This is a genomic window from Stutzerimonas sp. CXK-1 (genome assembly GCF_057738225.1).
Map to the genome: position 1 here is coordinate 3,936,995 of NZ_CM173217.1, position 17,376 is coordinate 3,954,370.

Below are 17,376 nucleotides of genomic sequence, written 5' to 3' on the forward strand. Positions count from 1 at the left end.
GTCAGTCGAGGGTCTGGATGCTCTGCACCTGGTCACGGTTCACGCGGATGCGCCGGCCATCGGCCTGCTCGAATTCATAGAAGCCGGTGTCCTCGTCGTATTCGGGCGTATCCAGGCTCTGCATCTGCCGGCCATCGGTAAGGGTGATCTGGCTCGGCGAGGCGCAGCCGCCGAGCAGGGCCATGCCCAGGGCGAGCATGGCGAAGGAGAATGTCCGGAACATGACGGCACCTCACGCAGGGGTTATGCGCAAAGTGTGGCACGCCGCCGGGCGGGCGCCAGTCGGCAATGCCGCAGGGCGGCGGGAACATGCGCCGGCCGACGGGTTCCCAAGCTGATGACCCCTCGCAGGAGCCACCGATGAGCCAGCAGAACCGCAGCATCCACCTCGCCTCGCGCCCGCACGGCGCGCCCACGCCGGAGAACTTCCGCCTGCAGAGCGCAGCGCTGCCGGAGCCGGCCGAGGGCCAGCTGCTGCTGCGCACGCTCTACCTCTCGCTCGACCCCTACATGCGCGGGCGCATGAGCGAAGGGCCGTCCTACGCGCCGCCGATGGCCGTCGGCGAGGTGATGGTCGGCGGCACCGTGTCGCGCGTGGTGCAGTCGCGGCACCCGGACTACCAGCCGGGCGACCTGGTGCTGGGCGCCAGCGGCTGGCAGGAATACGCGCTGTCCGACGGCAAGGGCCTGCTGCGCCTGGCGCCGGACATGCCCAACCCCTCGCATGCGCTCGGGGTGCTCGGCATGCCCGGTTTCACCGCCTACATGGGGCTGCTCGACATCGGCCAGCCCAGGCCCGGCGAAACCCTGGTGGTCGCCGCCGCCACCGGCCCGGTCGGCGCCACGGTCGGGCAGATCGCCAAGCTCAAGGGCTGCCGCGTGGTGGGCATCGCCGGCGGGCGCGACAAATGCCTGCATGCGGTGCAGACGCTCGGTTTCGACGCCTGCATCGACCACCGCGCCGAGGATTTTCCCAACCAGCTCGCGCGGCAATGCCCGAAGGGCATCGACATCTATTTTGAGAATGTCGGCGGCGCGGTGTTCGATGCCGTGCTGCCGCTGCTCAACAGTCGCGCCCGCGTGCCGGTCTGCGGCGTGGTCGCCCAGTACAACGCCACCGGCCTGCCGGACGGCCCGGATCGCTTGCCGCTGCTGCTCGAAACCATCCTGAAAAAGCGCCTGCGGATGCAGGGCTTCATCATCTTCGACGACTATGGGCACCGCTACGACGAGTTCTACCGCGACATGAGCGCCTGGTACGCCGATGGCCGCATCAAGTACCGCGAGCAACAGGTGCAGGGCCTGGAAAACGCACCCGAGGCGTTCATCGGCCTGCTCGAGGGGCGCAACTTCGGCAAGCTGGTGGTAGCCCTCGGCGAGTCGTAGCCGGCCACGACCAAGGGCCTACTGCCGCGTGCACGGCAAGGGTCCAGAATTCGGTATCGATAACTGCAACGGAGCAGCAGCATGAGCAAGGCGATCTACGTTCAACCCGGTGGTGGCTACGACCAGGTGGTGGTCGGCATCCACGAGGCGCCGGCACCCGGCGCGGGCGAAATCAGCGTGCGCCTGCACGCCAACTCGCTCAACTACCACGATTTCGCCGTGGTCAGCGGCATGTGGGGACCGAGCGAGCCGCGCATTCCGATGGCCGATGGTGCCGGCGAAGTGATCGCCGTCGGTTCCGGGGTCGAGGGCTTCAAGGTCGGCGATGCGGTGGTCAGCACCTTCTTTCCCGACTGGCTGGACGGCGAGCCCTGCGTCGAAGGTTTCGTCCGCGTGCCCGGCGATGGCATCGACGGCTATGCACGCGAACAGGTGACCGCGCCGGCCACCGCCTTTACCCACGCACCCAGGGGCTGGAGCCACGCCGAGGCGGCGACCCTGACCACCGCCGGGCTGACCGCCTGGCGCGCGCTGATGGCCGATGGTGCGCTCAAGCCCGGCGAGACGGTACTGGTACAGGGCAGCGGCGGCGTATCGATCTTTGCCCTGCAGTTCGCCCGCATGGCCGGCGCCACGGTGATCGCCACGTCCTCGAGCGACGACAAGCTGGCGCGCATGGCCGAGCTCGGCGCCAGCCATCTGATCAACTACCGCAGCACGCCGAACTGGGGCGAGCGGGTGCGTGAGCTGACCGATGGCCGCGGCGTCGACCACGTGATCGAAGTCGGCGGCCCGGCGACGCTCGCCCAGTCGATGACCGCCACGCGCATCGGCGGGCATATCGCGGTAATCGGCATCCTCACCGGGGTCGGCGGCGAGCTGCCTCTGGTCGAGGCCCTGGTGCGCCAGCTGCGCCTGCAGGCCGTGCTGGTCGGCAGCCGCACCCAGCAGCAGCAGATGATCCGCGCGATCGACGCCAACGGCATGCGCCCGGTGATCGACCGCTGCTTCGCCCTCGACGAGATCTGCGACGCCTTCCGCTACCAGGAGAGCAACCGCCACTTCGGCAAGATCTGCCTGACGTTCTGAGCGCTCAGCCCGGCAGGGCCACGCCGAGCTGCTGCAGGCGCGCCTCGAGCAGCTCGGCGAAGCGCCCGTACCAGGCCAGGTTGCGCGGCGAAGGGTGCGGCAGCGGGTGCAGGACGAATTCGCGGCTGCCGCCCCGGTCGTCTGCCAGGCGTACCGGCAGGCTGCGCTCGAAACGCCGCTCGTCGGCCCAGAAGGCCTCCAGGCGCCGACGCTCCTCGCGCGGCTGATCGATGCCGAACCAGAGAAAGGCTTCGCGCCCGAGGGTGACGATGTCGCGCCCCTGCCAGGATTCGATCAGCAGCTCGCGCATCAGTGGGTGGAAGCGCCGCTTGACTGCCATCGACCAGGCCCGGTTACCGAGCGGCTTGTAGGGCACGGTGTTGGCCCAGAAGAACGGCCGGCCGACTGCCAGCGAGGCGGCGAAATCCGGCAATTCCGTGCCATACAGGTGCCGATGCAGCCCACCCCGCACCAGCTGCCCGCCGGCGCCGACGAACGGCTCGCCGTGGCGTACCTCCTCGCGCCCCGGGTCGCGGCCGAAAAAGGCGAGCGGCGCCTGCGCATCGCCCAGGCCGATGATCGGCTCCAGCGGATCCTTGTCGAATTGCGCATAGACCGCCCGGTCGATGCCCTCGGTCGTCGCGGCCAGCTGGCGCAGGTTCGCAGCGAGCGGCACGCGGGGCTTACTCCAGGTCCGCTTCGTCGACCGGGACCACGGCGTCGGCATCGATGGCATAGGCGGCCTCGGCGAGCGCATTGCTCACCGGCTCGATGCGCAGCACGCCGTCGACCCAGAGCGGCGCGTAGATGTCGCCCAGCTCGATGCCCTTGGCCAGGCGCACCAGCACGATCTGGTTGGGCGGCGGTGGTGGCACATGAATGCAGGCCCCCGGATAGGGCACCAGAAAGAACTCGGTGCTGCGCCCGGCGGCGTCGGTCTCCAGCGGCACCGGGTAGCCACCCAGGCGAATGGCACGCCCGGCGAGCGCCGGCACCGTCCGCGCCGAATACATCACCTCGGGCAGCCCGGCGCCCTGCTTGAGCCCGCCGGCATCGCTGAAACCCAGGTTCTCGGGCGAGTCGTGCTCGATCTCGGGCATCTCCTCGAGCGCCTTGCGGTCCTCGGCGGGCATCAGTTCGAGCCAGTCGAGTTCGGCCGGGGCGGCGTGGGTCAGCGAGGCGAAGCAGAACAGCAGGCAGGCAAGGAATCGGCGCATGGCGGCAAAGGCTGGCTGGCGGAAAGGGGGCCGCCGGGAGCGGCCCCGGCGAAATCAGTGCTTACGGCTGGTCACCGCGCCGTAAATCACCAGCAGGATGATCGCACCGACCACCGCGCCGATAAAGCCGGCGCCCTCGCCCGCCTCGTACAGGCCCAGCGCCTGGCCGCCGTAGGTCGCCAGCAGCGAGCCACCGATCCCGAGCAGGATGGTCATGATCCAGCCCATGCTGTCGTTGCCGGGTTTGAGGAAGCGTGCGATCAGGCCGACGATCAGGCCGATGATGATGGTTCCGATGATGCCCATGGCTCAGTCTCCGAGGTCCGAAAAGGTAAGCAGTGGACCCCGCCCCGGCACCGGCAGTTCTACGACGGCACTTGCAGGCCTGACGACCGGGCGGACCCGGCACGGCTGCGCCTGGCCGCCGGTACACGCACCGGCCGCGTTCCCGCAGGGTGGAAAAGCGCGCCCGGCGCTTTCCACCCCGCGGGCCTGCGCTCAGCCGCGCCCGATCAGCGACTCGACGGCGGTGATCTGCCGGTCCAGGGTGGCCCGGTCCGGGCAGCGCAGGGTGGCGTGGCCGACCTTGCGCCCGGCCTTGAAGGCCTTGCCGTAGTGGTGCAGATGGCAGTCTTCGATGGCGATGACCTTGTCCACCGGTGGCACTTCGCCGATGAAGTTGAGCATCGCGCTCTCGCCGAGCTTGGTGGTCGAGCCCAGCGGCAGGCCGGCCACCGCGCGCAGGTGGTTCTCGAACTGGCTGCACTCGGCGCCTTCGATGGTCCAATGCCCGGAGTTGTGCACCCGCGGCGCGATCTCGTTGGCCTTCAGGCCGCCGTCGACCTCGAAGAACTCGAAGGCCAGCACGCCGACGTAGTCGAGCTTGTCCAGCACCCGCCCGACGTAATCTTCGGCGAGCTTCTGCAGCGGGTGATTGCTGCTGGCCACCGACAGCCGCAGGATGCCGGTCTCGTGCGTGTTGTGCACCAGCGGATAGAAGGCGGTTTCGCCATCGCGGCCGCGCACGGCCACCAGCGAGACCTCACCGGTGAAGGGCACGAAGCCTTCCAGCAGACAGGGCACGCTGCCCAGCTCGGCAAAGGCACCGGCCACGTCGGCCGCGCTGCGCAGGACCTTCTGGCCCTTGCCGTCGTAGCCGAGGGTACGCGTCTTGAGCACGGCCGGCAGGCCGATGCTGGCCACCGCGGCATCGAGGTCGGCCTGCGACTGGATGTCGGCGAACGCCGGGGTGGGGATGCCCAGCTCCTGGAACATGCTTTTCTCGAACAGCCGGTCACGGGCGATGCGCAGCGACTCGGCACTCGGATAGACCGGCACGAACTGCGAGAGAAAGGCCACGGTCTCGGCCGGCACGCTCTCGAATTCGAAGGTCACCAGATCGACCTCGTCGGCCAGCCGGCGCAGGTGGTCCTTGTCGTCGTAATCGGCGCGCAGGTGCTCGCCTAGCGCCGCGGCACAGGCATCCGGCGCCGGGTCGAGGAATGCGAAGGTCATGCCCAGCGGAGTCCCCGCCAGGGCCAGCATGCGGCCCAGCTGGCCGCCACCGATCACACCGATTTTCATGGTTCCACCTGCTTTGTCGATGACGAGCCGATCGGCTCAGGGCTGACGCGGGTCCGGATTGTCGAGCACGGTGCGCGTCTGCTCGTCGCGGAAGCGCTTGAGCGCGGCGTGGTACTCGGGGAATTCGTGGCCGAGCATGCTCGCCGCCAGCAGCGCGGCGTTGATCGCACCGGCCTTGCCGATGGCCAGAGTCGCCACCGGCACGCCGGCGGGCATCTGCACGATCGACAGCAGCGAGTCGACGCCCGAGAGCATCGACGACTGCACCGGCACGCCAAGTACCGGCAGGTGCGTCTTGGCCGCGCACATGCCCGGCAGATGCGCCGCGCCGCCGGCGCCGGCGATGATCACGCGCAGCCCGCGCTGCTCGGCCTGCTCGGCGTACTGGAAGAGCAGGTCCGGCGTGCGGTGGGCGGAAACCACCGTCACCTCGTGGGGAATGCCCAGCTTCTCGAGCATGTCGGCGGTGTGGCTGAGGGTGGACCAGTCGGACTTGGAGCCCATGATCACGCCTACCAGTGCGCTCATCGTCGTGCCTCTCGTCGGGCGCCCGAGGGCGCGTCAATAAACGACGAACCACGCAGAAAGGCGTGGTTCGGGGAAGTGTCGCGGCGGCAGCGCCTGCCGTTTCGCGGGCCGCGCAGTATAGCGCCTAGGCCAGCAGGCCGCGATCCCCGGCGCCGGCGGGCGGCTCGTCCGGCAGCCGCTGCAGCAGCAGCTCGATCGGCTCGACCAGGCGGCAGAAGATTTCCACCAGGGCCGGGTCGAAATGCCGCCCGGCCTGCTCGCGCAGCAGCTCCAGCGCACGCTCGCTGCTCCAGGCCTGCTTGTACGGCCGCGACGAGCGCAGCGCGTCGTAGACATCGCACAACGCCACGATGCGCGCCGACAGCGGAATCGCCTCGCCGACCAGGCCGCCCGGGTAACCGCTGCCATCCCACTTCTCGTGATGGTGCATGGCGATCTCCGCCGCCAGCTTGAGCAGGGGCGACTGTCCGGCCGCCATCAGGATCTCGTAGCCGATGACCGGGTGCCGGTTCATCTCCACGCGCTCGTCGTCGCTCAGCCGCCCGGGCTTGAGCAGGATGTGGTCGGGAATGCCGATCTTGCCGATGTCGTGCATCGGCGCCGCCAGGCGCAGCAGCTCTACGGACGACGGCGCCTGGCCGAGGGCTTCGGCGATCATCGCGGCGGACTCGCCGATGCGCAGGATGTGGTTGCCGGTCTCGTTGTCGCGAAAGGTCGCCGCCATCGACAGGCTGTGGATCATCGCTTCGTAGCTCTGCCGCAGCTGCTCGGTGCGACTGGCGACCTTGCGCTCGAGCTCGGCACGCTCGTGCTTGAGCGCGCGGCTGGCATGACAGAGCTGCAGCTTGCTGCGCACGCGCAGCATCAGCTCGGTCAGGTCCAGCGGCTTGCTGACGTAGTCGTCGGCGCCCAGCTCCAGGCCCTTGCGGCGATTCTCGACGTCGCTCAGCGCGGTGACGATGATCACCGGCGAGCAGCTCGGATCGCGCCCGGCCAGCTGCGCGAGCAGTTCGAAGCCGTTGGGCTGCGGCATGTCCAGATCGAGCAGCAGCAGGTCCCAGGGGTTGCTCTGCAGCCAGCCGAGGCCCTCGCCCGAATCGGAGAAGCCGACGATGCGGCGCATGCCGAACGCCCGCAGGCTGGCCTGCAGCAGGCGCAGGTTGGCGCGCACGTCGTCGATGACGACCACCGTCAGGTCGCGCAGGGTTTCGTCAAACATCGCAGTACTCCCGCGAGAGCAAGGCGCCGACCAGCGCGCGCAATTGTTCGAGGTCCAGCGGCTTGCGCAGCAGGCCCTGGCAGTCGAGGCCGACCAGCCGCGCATCCTCGGCCACGGCACTGAGGATCAGCACCGGCACGTCGCGCGTCTGCTCATGCTGGCGCAACTGGCGCAACACCTCGACACCGTCCATTCCCGGCAGATTGAGGTCCAGCAGCACCAGCGCCGGCGGCACGGCCAGCAGGCGCTCGAGCGCGACGCGACCATTGCCGACCACGCTCACCTGGGCCAGGTGGCCGAGCGCGCGGCGCACCAGCAGCTGGCTGGCGGCATCGTCTTCGACGTAGAACACGTGCGGCCGCGTCTCGCCGTTCGCTTCGCCGGGCTGCATCACGCGCGGCAGCTCGATCCAGAAACTGCTGCCGATGCCCGGCTCGCTGCGCAGCCCCATGCGCCCGCCCATCAGGCCGGCCAGCTCCTGGCTGAGCGAGAGGCCGAGGCCGGTGCCCTGGATCGCCGAGTTTTCCCGGCCCAGCCGCTGGAAAGGCTCGAACAGCTGCTGCTGCAGGCCCGGTTCGATGCCCATGCCGGTGTCCTCGACCAGCAGGCGTACCTGGCTGCCGAGCAGGTCGTAGCTGAGCGTGACCTGGCCTGACGGCGTGTTGTACTTGATCGCATTGGACAGCAGGTTGAGCAGCACCTGGCGCAGGCGGCGCGGTTCGGCGGTGACGTAGAGCTCGCCGTCGGGCAGGTCCAGCTCCAGGCTCAGGCCGTGGCGGCGGACCTCCAGCGCGACCAGCTCGGCACAGCCGCGCATCAGGTTGCCGACCTCGACCGCTTCGAGGGTCAGCCGCGGTTTTTCCGACTGCAGGCTCGACCAGTCGAGTACGTCACCCAGCAGCTGGTTGAGATGACGGCTGGCCAGGAGAATCTCGTCGAGGTAGTCGGCGGCATCGGACTGCTCGTTCTCCGGATGTTCCATGCGCATCAGCTGGGCGAAGCCGAGGATCGCGTTGAGCGGCGTGCGCAGTTCGTGGCTGATGCTGGAGATCAGCCGGCTCTTCGCTTCGCTGGCGGCATTGGCTTCGACCGAGGCCACGCGCAGCTCCGCCTCGACCCGCTTGAGCGCATCGATGTCGACGTGGGTGCCGACGATCAGCAGCGCCGCGCCGCTCTCGGGGTCGCGCTCGAGCACGCGGCCGCGGCTGAGCAGCCAGTGGTATTCGCCGAGGGCATCGGCGAAACGGAATTCGGTCTCGTAGCGCAGCATCTTGCCGCCGCCGGCGCGCTCCAGCTCGTCATGCATGCCCGGCAGGTCGTCCGGGTGCACGCGCTGCAGGAACTCGTCGGTCGCGAGCGTCGAGGCGGGCAGGCCGAAGCGCTGCACCAGGCGCCCGCGCAGGCGCACGGTGTGCGTGCGCAGGTCGTGCTCCCAGAGGCTCTCGGTGGCGCTCTCCAGGGTTAGATCGAGACGCTGCTGGGCGCGCTCGCGCTGCGCCTCGCTGTGCTCGAGCTGGGCCCCGATGGCCTGGGTGTGGCGCGACATATCGTCGAGCTCGCGGATCTCGGCGCGAATCGGCTGCGGGCGCCAGTGGCCCAGACCGATCTCGCCCATCATCCGCGATACGCCGCGCATCGGCGTCAGCAGCGACTGGCTGAGCTGGCGCGCGCGCCGCCACATGAAGCCGAAGAACAGCAGGTAGAACAGCGCCAGGCCGGCGATCAGCAGATAGCCGATCTGCTGGTAGCGCGAGGCAAGCAGGTTGGTCTGGGCGAACACCTGCGCCTCGTCGACCACCGCCAGCAGGTGCCAGCCGGTCTGGCCGACGGTGTTCCAGGCCACCAGCTGCGGCCGACCGCCGAGCTGCACGCGGAGCACGCCGGAAGCCTGCGTGGCGATCGCCGTGGCCAACTCGCGGGTCTCCGGGCGGCGCTCGAGGTTGAAGTCCTCGGGCTTGAAGATTTCCCGGCGTACCGCCTCGTCATAGGAGTGGTCGGTGAGTTCGTTGAGGCCGAAGTCGGCTTCGCCATCCTGCGGCAGGGCCATGATGTTCAGATCGCGGCTGACCAGCATGGCGTAGCCGTTCCAGGGCACATGGAGCTGGCCGATCTGCTCGAGAATGCCGCTGACGGTGATGTCGACGCCGCTCACACCTTCGAGGAAGTCGCCGCGGTAGACCGGCGCGATGGCCGACATCATCCAGCCATGGCCGGCCGGATCGAGATAGACGTCGGTCCACACCACCTCGCGCGCCGGATTGTGCTCGGCATCGGCGAGGTAATAGAAGTTGTAGTTGGGAATCACCATATCGTGCGGGTACTGGTCCGGCGTGAGGAACCAGGGGTAGATATGGTTGAGGCTGTCCCAGCTGTTGAAGTACAGGCTGGCGACCAGCGGATGACGGGCCTGCAGCTCCTTCATCAGCGGATCGAGCCGCGAGAGCCGGGCGACCTTGTCCAGGTCCTGCCGCTCGGCTGGCGTGGAGTTGGCGTAGAACACCGCGGCGCCGCCTTCGTCGCGCGGGGTATAGCGCACGCCATCGGCACTCAGCGCCAGGCCTGGCCGCTGGGCCGGCGGCTCCTGTTCCAGGGCGCGGGCGGTGAGGTTGCGATACAGCTCGGTGAGCGCCGAGATCTGGCCAAGCTGCTCATCGATCACGCGCGATTCGAGGTTCGCCGCGACCTTGAGGTCGGTCAGCGCGGTCTCGCGCAGGTGCTCGATCTGCGCATCGCGGATCGCATTGTTGGTCAGCAGATAGATGGCGATGAGCGCCGTTTCCACCAGCACCAGCGGGATCAGGGCACTCTGTACGAAGGCTCGCCAGATCCATTGACGCAACCCGAGGGGGCTTTTCGTTGACACGGCTGGGCTCCAGCGAACCACGGACGACACGCTGAACGGCATGGCTAGATTGGGCGCGCGATGATAGCACGCAGCCACGCCCGGAAAGCCCCCGGATCAGCCAATCGGACGGGCTGCAGGCGCTCAGGCTTCGAGCGCGGCCGGGCGCCTGCTGCGCTTGGCCATGGCCGCCAGACGTACCGCCACGTTGGCCGTGCCATAGCCGCTGTAGCCACCGCGGCGCTGGAGGATCTCGAAGAAGAAGCGCCCTTCGAACGACTCGGTATAGACGTGGAACAGCTCGCCGCCGTGCAGGTCGCGGTCATACAGCACGTTGTTGCGCGCCAGCTCGGCGAGCATCCGGTCGTCCAGGTCGAAACGCACCGCCAGGTCGTCGTAGTAGTTGCGCGGGATCTCCAGCAGCGGCACGCCGGCCGCCTGGGCACGGGCGACCTCGACGAAGATGTCGTCGCAGGCGAAGGCGACATGGTGCACGCCGGCCCCGCGATAGCTCGACAGCGCCTGGGCGATCACGGTGTTGCGGTCCTGCGAGGTGTTCAGCGGCAGGCGCACCTGGCCGCAGCGGCTCTGCACCGCGCGGCACTTCATCAGGCCGTAGGGGTCGGGGACCAGCAGCTCGTCGTCGGCCTCGAAGTCGAACAGGCTGCGATAGAACAGCACCCAGCTGGCCAGGCTGTCGGCCGGCAGGGCGGTGGCCATGTGGTCGATGCGGTGCAGGCCACCCCCCTCATGCCGCGCGGGCTCAAGGCGGAAATCCACGTCATACAAGGTCTGCCCCGGCGCACCGGGTTCGACCAGGTAGATCAGGCTGCCATCCGGCGCACGCACCGCCGGCACCCGGCGCTCGTTCGGGCCGACCAGCCCGCGGTAGGGCTGTGCGCCGAAGGCGCAGGCACGCTCGAGAATCGGCGTCTCTCGGTCGACCTTCAGGGCGGTGGCGCAGACCGAGGGGCCGTGGGCAAGAAAGTAATTGTGGGCAAAGGAATAGGGTTCGGCATTGAGCACCAGGTTGATGTCGCCCTGGCGATACAGCTGCACGTCCTTGGAGCGGTGCAGCCCGGCGCGCACGAAGCCCAGCCGCTGCAGCCAGCCACCCAGACGCGTGGCGTGCGCTTCGTCGACGGCGAACTCGAGAAACTCGATGCCCTCGTAGCGCGCCGGTGGCGGCGGCGCGAACAGCGCGGCGTCCACGCGCGGCGGAAAGCGGCCCTCGGCGCGCAGGCGCACGCGGGTCTGTTCCTCCAGATACTGCAGCGCGCGCAGGCCGTCACCGGCGATGCCCAGCGGCGGCGCGGCGCGAAAGCTGTCGTTGAACACCTCCAGCGACAGCGGCCCGGCGTAGCCGGCGCGCAGCACCGGCGCGAGAAACCCGGCCAGATCGAACTCGCCCTGCCCCGGGAAGCAGCGGAAATGCCGGCTCCAGTCCAGCACATCCATCGCCAGCAGGGGCGCATCGGCGAGCTGCACGAAAAAGATCTTCTCGCCCGGAATCGCGGCAATGCCGCTGGGGTCATCGCGCAGCGCCAGGGTATGAAAGCTGTCGAGGATCACCCCCAGGGCCGGATGATCGACCTGGCGCACCAGCGACCAGACCTGCTGCCAGGTGCGCACATGGCGCCCCCAGGCCAGGGCCTCGTAGCCAACGCGCAGGCCGCGGGCACCGGCGCGCTCGGCGATCCGCGCAAGGTCGTCGAGCAGGACCTGCTCGTCGCCCAGCGCATCGGGCTGGACATTGCTGCACAGCAGCACCAGGTCGCAGCCCAGTTCCTGCATCAGGTCGAACTTGCGCTCGGCGCGCTCGAGGTTGCGCGACAGCCGCTCACGCGGGCAGCCCTCGAAGTCGCGGAACGGCTGGAACAGCGTCACGGCGATGCCCAGCTCCTCGCAGCGCCGGCGGATGTCGCGCGGGCTGCCGGAGTAGTACAGCAGATCGTTCTCGAACAATTCGATGCCGTCGAAGCCGGCCGCCGCGGCAGCCTCGAGCTTCTCCGGCAGGGCCCCGCTGAGGGAAACGGTCGCGATCGAGCGCTTCATAAGGTCATCCTGCGACTTGTGTCCCGGTCACTAGCGACGCACCGCTGCGTCCCGTTCACTGGCATCGGCCAGCGGCATCAGGCCGTTCGCTTCGCCGGCAGCACCGGAGGACTGCTCGAGCAGCGCGCGCAGCGGTGTGGCGATCGATGCGGTGTAGTCCTTCACGCAGCGGTGATGGCCGCCCTCGACGTCGTAGCTCTCGAACTGCGTGCCCATGTTGCGCCAGGCGCGGCTGGTGTAGTCGGCCGAGAAGTACACCACCGGCGCGGCGATGCGCTGCGGCAGGTAGCGCGCCATTACCAGCGAGTAGCGCAGGAAGCGCGCGCGCACCAGTTGATCGCGCTCCGACGGCGGCTCCGGCCGCTTGCCGGCCAGGCGCTGCTGCAGGCCATGCGCGGCCTTGCGGCCGAGCTTGCCGGCGAGATTGGCCAGGCGCTTCGGATAGGGCCACTTGCTGGTCTCGCCGAAGCGGCTGAGCGCCTCGTAGGCCTGCGCCAGACGCGCATCGGGCAGTACCCGGTCCAGCGTGCGCAGGATCGCCCGCGACCAGGGCCGCACATTGGCGGTCGGCGGGTCGATCAGCGCGACGATCTCGACACTGTGCCCGGCCTCGATCAGCAGGCGCGCCGCCTCGAAGGCCACCAGTGCGCCGTTGCAGTACCCGCCGATGCGATAGGGCCCACTTGGCTGGCGCTGCAGGATCAGCGGCAGGCGCTCGCGCGCCATCGCCTCGACCGAAGCCGGAATCGGCTCGCTGCCCATGCCGTGCGGCGCGATCGCCGTCAGCGGCTGTTGCTGGCCGAGCAGCCGGGCCAGGCGCCGGATGTAGTAGCCGCCATGGGCGAAATCGCCGTGGAACCAGAACAGCGTGGTCTGCCCGGGCTGCGGGTTGAAATCGATCACCGGGATCGCGTCGGCAGCCAGGTTTTCCAGCTGCGCGGCCAGTTCGCGGGCGGTCTCCGCCTCGACCAGCACCGACTCGGGGATCACCCGGCCCAGCAGGCGTTCCAGTTCGGCGAGCATCTCGGTGGCCAGCAGCGAATCACCGCCGCAGTCGAGGAAATTGTCGTCCGGGCCGACCGCGTCGGTCTTCAGCAAGCGGCGCCAGAGTCCGAGCAGCTCCTGCTCCAGGGGCGAAACCGGCTCGCCAGTCGCGGCCTGGGCGCGCTCCTCGCGCTGCTCGGCGTACTGTTCGGCCAGCCGATGGCGCAGCACCTTGCCGGTCAGGCCGCGCGGCAACTGGTCGACGACGAGCACCCGCCGCGGCACCTTGAAGTACACCAGCACGCCGCGCAGGAAGGCCTGCAGCTCGCTTGCCGATGCCGTTGCGCCGGCACGCAGCACCACCGCGGCGGCGACGTCCTGGCCCAGGCGCGGATGCGGCACGGCGAAGGCGGCGGCGTCGGCCACCGCCGGGTGACGCAGCAGCGCGGCATCGACCTCCGGCAGGCTGACTTTCTCGCCGCCCCGGTTGATCACCTCGCGCAGGCGCCCATGCAGGTGCAGAAAGCCATCGGCATCGAGGCTGCCGATGTCGCCGGTATGGAACCAGCCGTCGCGCATCACGTCGCGGTTGAGCGCTTCATTGCCCAGGTAGCCGGGCATGACGGTCGCGCCGCGCACGCGGATCTCGCCGCGCTCGCCTGGCGTCACTGGCTGCCCGGTTTCGTCGACGATGCTCAGGGTTCCCGGCCATGGCCGGCCCACGGTGCCCGCGCGGAATTCGCCGGCGAACGGCGTATTGACGGCGATCTGCGCGGCCTCGCTGGAGCCGTAGTGCTCGACCAGTGGAAAGCCGAGCACGCGCTCGAAGTCCGCGATGATGTCCTGCGGCAGCGGCGCACCACCGGACGAGGCGAAGTCCGGCCGGTGCTGCTCGGGGTCGTCCGCGCGCGCCTGCGCCGCCTCGAGGATCGCCCGGTGCATCGCCGGGCCGGCGGAGTACCAGCTCGGCTGTAGCGTGTCGAACCATTCGTGCAGGTCGATCACCGCCGGGCTCAGCGGAAAGGCGACGCTGCCGCCGGTCAGCATCGGGGTCAGGATGGTGACTTTCAGCCCGTGCGAGTAATAGGGCGCCGAGATGCACAGGCAACGATTGCCGGTCGGCAGGCGAAACCAGCTCTGCCATTTGCGGGCGGCGGCCAGCATGCTGCGATGGCTGAACGGAATCAGCTTGGGCAGTGCCGTGGTGCCCGAGCTGCGCAGGATGAACGCCGGCGCATCGGCCAGTGGCAGTTCGTCGGCGGCGGCACGCGGCGCGCGCGGCGCACGCAGGCGCATGGCCGGCGTGCCGTCTTCGGCGGCCTCGGCCATGATCAGCGGCAACCCGCGGCGGCGCGCGGCGGCCAGCGCTTGCCCGCCCTCCTCGCTGACCAGCATGGCATCGAGGCTGAGCTGCTCGAGAAACTGCTCCAGCTCCACCGGGCCCAGGCGCGGGTCCAGCGGCACCGCCACTGCCGAACAGGCGATGGCCGTGATGGTCACGGCCGCCTGCGCCGGCTCCGGCAGGAGGATGCCGATACGCGCCTCGCGACCGAGGCCGGCCTGGCGCAATTGGCTGCGCGCCTGCTCGATGGCCTGTTGCAGGGTCCGGAAATCGAGCGTCGCAAAGCGTGTCGAGCAGACCGCCGGATGCTCGGGAAACAGACGAGCCAGATGCTCGAAGGCGGCATGCAGGGTGATCGCCCGTCCGCAGGCGTCCGGCCCATCGAACATGGGCGAGACCGGCCCTGAGCAGGGCCCGGTCGAGAGAAGTTCAGTGTTCAAGGCTGTCTTTCCTTGGCCGAGATTCGGCCTGGCCATGGCACGAGTTGCTCAGCTAAGACAGCAAGCGAGACGGAAGTTGCCCGAGGCGGCGATTTTTTTCCGGGGCCATGGGAAAAGCCAGCCTGGTCTGGCAGGAGTCGGCGCGATTCCCGGCATTCGCCGAGATTCGCCGCAGACCTGTTTCACACCTCGCTGGCGGTACGCGCGCGTTCGTCCAGGCGCCGCCAGAGCAGTCGCACCGCGCCCTTGCGCATCAGCGCGCAGCGATACAGGCGGATTTCCAGCGGCACCCGCCATTGCTCGCCGCCACAGACCACCAGCTCGCCGCGCTCGAGCTCGGAGCACACCGACAGGCGTGGCACCCAGGCGATGCCCAGGCCCTGCAGCGCCATGCTCTTCAGGCTGTCGGCCATCGCCGTCTCGTAGACGGTGGTCGAGCGCAACGCACGCTGGCGCAACAGCAGGTTCACCGAACGCCCGAGAAAGGCGCCGGCGCTGTAGGCCAGCAGCGGCACGCTCTGCCCGCTGTCGATGTCATAGAGCGCGCGGCCGTCCTCGCCCGTGGCACAGACCGGCAGCATTTCGGTGCGCCCCAGGTGCAGCGACGGGAAGAGTTCCGGGTCCAGCTGCAGCGCGGCGTCCGGGTCGTAGTAGGCGATGATCAGGTCGCAGCCGCCTTCACGCAGCAGATGCACCGCATCGCCGACGTTCGCCGCCACCAGGCGCGTGGCCAGATTGAGGCCCTCGCGGCGCAGCCCGGCGACCCAGCCGGGAAAGAAGCCCAGCGCCAGCGAGTGCGCCGCGGCGACCTGCAGGACCTCGCCCTGCTGGCCTTCGAGGTGATGCAGATGGCGCACCACATCGCCGAGCTGCTCGACCAGGCTGCGTGCGGTGACCAGAAACAGCTGCCCCGCTTCGGTCAGCTGGACCGGCGTGCAGCTGCGGTCGACCAGGGTCAGCCCCAGCGCTTCCTCCAGCGAGCGGATGCGCCGACTGAACGCCGGCTGGGTGACGTAGCGCCGCTGCGCGGCCTGGGAAAAGCTGTGCGTGGCGGCCAGCGCAATGAAGTCTTCCAGCCATTTGGTTTCCAGATTCACAGGCCCCTCCGCCACGCTCGCCACGACCGGCAAGTCACGCCGCCATTATGCCGTTCCTGCATAGGGCAGCAAGCAACGGCATTGGCCGCCGGACGGCAGCAAGCCCTATCGTAGCGCCACTGCAGCCAAGCCTGCGCCAACCCGAACCAAGCGACCATCATGTCCGAACCTGCATCATTCCGTATCGAGAAAGACCTGCTGGGTACCCTTCCGGTGCCCGCCGACGCCTATTACGGCATCCAGACGCTGCGCGCGCTGAACAACTTCCGCCTGTCCGGCGTGCCGCTGTCGCACTACCCGAAACTGGTCACCGCCCTGGCAATGGTCAAACAGGCCGCCGCCGACGCCAACCGCGAGCTCGGCTACCTCAGCCCGAGCAAGCACGAGGCCATCAGCCAGGCCTGCGCACGGCTGATCCGCGGCGAGTTCCACGAGCAGTTCGTCGTCGACATGATCCAGGGCGGCGCTGGCACTTCGACCAACATGAACGCCAACGAAGTGATCGCCAACCTCGGTCTGGAGGCCATGGGCCACACCAAGGGCGACTATCGCCACCTGCACCCGAACAACGACGTGAACATGGCGCAGTCGACCAACGACGCCTACCCGACGGCCATCCGCCTCGGCCTGCTGCTCGGCCACGACACCCTGCTGGCCAGCCTCGACAGCCTCTGCCAGTCGCTCGCTGCCAAGGGCGAGACCTTTGCCCAGGTGCTGAAGATGGGCCGCACCCAGCTGCAGGATGCGGTGCCGATGACCCTCGGCCAGGAATTCCACGCCTTTGCCACCACGCTTGGCGAAGACCTCGGCCACCTGCGCCGCTTCGCACCCGAGCTGCTGCTGGAGGTCAACCTCGGCGGCACCGCGATCGGCACCGGCATCAACGCCGACCCGCGCTACCAGGCCATCGCCGTGCAGCGCCTGGCGCAAATCAGCGGTCAACCGCTGCGCCCCGCCGCCGACCTGATCGAAGCGACCTCGGACATGGGCTCCTTTGTGCTCTTCTCCGGCATGCTCAAGCGCCTGGCGGTAAAGCTGTCGAAGATCTGCAGCGACCTGCGCCTGCTCTCCTCCGGGCCCCGCACCGGGATCAACGAGATCAACCTGCCGCCGCGCCAGCCGGGCAGCTCGATCATGCCCGGCAAGGTCAACCCGGTGATTCCCGAAGCGGTCAACCAGGTCGCCTTCGAGGTGATCGGCAACGACCTGGCGCTGACCCTGGCGGCCGAGGGCGGCCAGCTGCAGCTCAACGTGATGGAGCCCTTGATCGCCTACAAGCTGTTCGATTCGATCCGCCTGCTGCACCGCGCCATGGACATGCTGCGCGAGCACTGCATCGAGGGCATCACCGCCAACGAGGCACGCTGCCGCGAGCTGGTGGAAAACTCCATCGGGCTGATCACCGCGCTCAACCCCTACATCGGCTACGAGAACAGCACCCGCATCGCCCGCGAGGCGCTGCTCAGCGGGCGCAGCGTGCTGGAACTGGTGCGCGAGGAGCGCCTGCTCGACGAAGCCATCCTGGCCGACATCATGCGGCCGGAAAACATGGTTGCGCCCCGCCTGACGCCGCTGACCGCCTGACCCCAGCGC

14 protein-coding genes are annotated in these 17,376 nt (G+C 68.9%); 3 read left to right on the forward strand and 11 right to left on the reverse strand.

What is annotated here, in order from left to right:
• Window position 1 precedes the first annotated feature (1 nt).
• Complete coding sequence (locus AC0KXH_RS18690) at window positions 2-223, reverse strand: YgdI/YgdR family lipoprotein (RefSeq protein WP_041109493.1); 222 nt, start codon at window positions 221-223, stop codon at window positions 2-4.
• Between the two features lie 137 nt (window positions 224-360).
• On the opposite strand from AC0KXH_RS18690, the gene AC0KXH_RS18695 reads away from it, so the two are divergent.
• Both AC0KXH_RS18695 and AC0KXH_RS18700 read left to right on the forward strand, forming a co-directional pair.
• On the forward strand, window positions 361-1,386 hold the full coding sequence (locus tag AC0KXH_RS18695) for an NADP-dependent oxidoreductase (protein ID WP_061339125.1): 1,026 nt from the start codon (window positions 361-363) through the stop codon (window positions 1,384-1,386).
• 81 nt (window positions 1,387-1,467) lie between these two features.
• Window positions 1,468-2,475, forward strand: coding sequence for a zinc-dependent alcohol dehydrogenase family protein (locus AC0KXH_RS18700; protein WP_041109489.1), 1,008 nt, complete (start codon window positions 1,468-1,470; stop codon window positions 2,473-2,475).
• Window positions 2,476-2,479: 4 nt separating this feature from the next.
• Here AC0KXH_RS18700 and AC0KXH_RS18705 read toward each other — a convergent pair whose 3' ends face one another.
• The 10 genes from AC0KXH_RS18705 to AC0KXH_RS18750 form a co-directional block, all read right to left on the reverse strand.
• Window positions 2,480-3,151 (reverse strand): uracil-DNA glycosylase family protein, encoded by a 672-nt coding sequence (locus AC0KXH_RS18705; RefSeq protein WP_488223865.1) that lies wholly within the window; start codon window positions 3,149-3,151, stop codon window positions 2,480-2,482.
• A 7-nt stretch (window positions 3,152-3,158) separates the two neighbouring features.
• Window positions 3,159-3,692: a DUF3299 domain-containing protein gene (locus AC0KXH_RS18710; protein WP_043222579.1), complete on the reverse strand. Its 534-nt coding sequence runs from the start codon at window positions 3,690-3,692 to the stop codon at window positions 3,159-3,161.
• Window positions 3,693-3,746: 54 nt separating this feature from the next.
• Window positions 3,747-3,998 (reverse strand): GlsB/YeaQ/YmgE family stress response membrane protein, encoded by a 252-nt coding sequence (locus AC0KXH_RS18715; protein ID WP_041109483.1) that lies wholly within the window; start codon window positions 3,996-3,998, stop codon window positions 3,747-3,749.
• A gap of 192 nt (window positions 3,999-4,190) precedes the next feature.
• Window positions 4,191-5,276 carry a 5-(carboxyamino)imidazole ribonucleotide synthase gene (locus AC0KXH_RS18720; protein ID WP_488223866.1) on the reverse strand — a complete coding sequence of 362 codons (1,086 nt, stop codon included), beginning with the start codon at window positions 5,274-5,276 and terminating at the stop codon, window positions 4,191-4,193.
• A 36-nt stretch (window positions 5,277-5,312) separates the two neighbouring features.
• Window positions 5,313-5,804: a 5-(carboxyamino)imidazole ribonucleotide mutase gene (gene purE / locus AC0KXH_RS18725; protein WP_041109479.1), complete on the reverse strand. Its 492-nt coding sequence runs from the start codon at window positions 5,802-5,804 to the stop codon at window positions 5,313-5,315.
• 124 nt (window positions 5,805-5,928) lie between these two features.
• Window positions 5,929-7,023 (reverse strand): HD domain-containing phosphohydrolase, encoded by a 1,095-nt coding sequence (locus AC0KXH_RS18730; RefSeq protein WP_488223867.1) that lies wholly within the window; start codon window positions 7,021-7,023, stop codon window positions 5,929-5,931.
• Complete coding sequence (locus tag AC0KXH_RS18735) at window positions 7,016-9,886, reverse strand: hybrid sensor histidine kinase/response regulator (RefSeq protein ID WP_488223868.1); 2,871 nt, start codon at window positions 9,884-9,886, stop codon at window positions 7,016-7,018. Before AC0KXH_RS18735 ends, AC0KXH_RS18730 begins: the two co-directional genes overlap by 8 nt.
• A 123-nt stretch (window positions 9,887-10,009) precedes the next feature.
• Window positions 10,010-11,920, reverse strand: a complete 1,911-nt coding sequence (locus AC0KXH_RS18740) for a bifunctional sugar phosphate isomerase/epimerase/4-hydroxyphenylpyruvate dioxygenase family protein (protein WP_488223869.1) — start codon at window positions 11,918-11,920, stop codon at window positions 10,010-10,012.
• Between the two features lie 30 nt (window positions 11,921-11,950).
• Window positions 11,951-14,635 carry an AMP-binding protein gene (locus AC0KXH_RS18745; RefSeq protein WP_488224627.1) on the reverse strand — a complete coding sequence of 895 codons (2,685 nt, stop codon included), beginning with the start codon at window positions 14,633-14,635 and terminating at the stop codon, window positions 11,951-11,953.
• A 233-nt stretch (window positions 14,636-14,868) separates the two neighbouring features.
• On the reverse strand, window positions 14,869-15,783 hold the full coding sequence (locus AC0KXH_RS18750) for a LysR substrate-binding domain-containing protein (protein ID WP_043222590.1): 915 nt from the start codon (window positions 15,781-15,783) through the stop codon (window positions 14,869-14,871).
• Window positions 15,784-15,942: 159 nt separating this feature from the next.
• Between AC0KXH_RS18750 and AC0KXH_RS18755 the strand changes: the two genes are divergently transcribed.
• On the forward strand, window positions 15,943-17,367 hold the full coding sequence (locus AC0KXH_RS18755) for an aspartate ammonia-lyase (RefSeq protein ID WP_043222593.1): 1,425 nt from the start codon (window positions 15,943-15,945) through the stop codon (window positions 17,365-17,367).
• Window positions 17,368-17,376 lie beyond the last annotated feature (9 nt).